Consider the following 803-nt stretch of genomic DNA (forward strand, 5'->3'; position numbering starts at 1 on the left):
CAGGTGACCCATGACGCGATGATCGATCTTCTGGCGCGTTATCCGGATCTTGCCGGCTGCTACGTCGCCGGCGGCGGCATGGAAGGCGCGGTCTCGGCGCTGCGGGCAGCGAAGCCCGCGACCATGCCGGTGGTGGTCTGCAACGAGATCAACGCCGAATCGCGCGCGGCACTCGCCGACAACATCCTCACCATGGTGATCTCGACCCCGCTCGCCGCTTTGTGCCGTGAGCTCGTCGACCTGATGGCGCATGCCATCGAAACCGGCGCCGCCAACGCTCCGGGCCAGACCTTCCTGCCCTTCGACATCTACCTGCCGGAAAACATCTAGCCCGCCGCCGCGCAAGCCCGCCGAGGCAAATGATAGAATCCATCAGAGCGATGCGTAAATCGGCCCGCAGGCCGCGGAATCGCCCTTGACGCCCCGATGTGAAATGGAATAAATATTTCATCATCTGTGTATTTTGGTTCTTTCGTTCCGGAATATCTGTTTCAAACAGAGGGCTTGACGTTCCAGCCAGGAGGCAGGCGTCACCCGGAACAGAAAAGACATCAGGGAGAGATTCCCCGGGGAGATCGGGGATTCCGGATAAATCGGTGAAACCGGGCACCAATATGTGGAGGAGAAACACAATGAAGAAATTGATTTTGGGCGTCGCCTTCGCGGCGCTGATGAGCTCATCCGCCATGGCCGCCAAGGTTGGCGTGTCGATGGCCAAGTTCGACGACAACTTCCTGACCGTGCTGCGCAACGGCATGATCGAGCAGGCCAAGGGCATGAGCGGCGTCGAGCTGCAGGTCGAG

General features: G+C 60.1%; 2 pseudogenes. Both read left to right on the forward strand.

The window, feature by feature from the left end:
• A pseudogene (locus EN939_RS36395) lies at window positions 1–330 on the forward strand (LacI family transcriptional regulator); the annotation flags it as partial.
• Between the two features lie 302 nt (window positions 331–632).
• Window positions 633–803: pseudogene (locus EN939_RS36400) on the forward strand (rhizopine-binding protein); the annotation flags it as partial.

This window comes from Mesorhizobium sp. M7A.F.Ca.CA.002.05.1.1, assembly GCF_003998335.1.
Classification (GTDB): domain Bacteria; phylum Pseudomonadota; class Alphaproteobacteria; order Rhizobiales; family Rhizobiaceae; genus Mesorhizobium.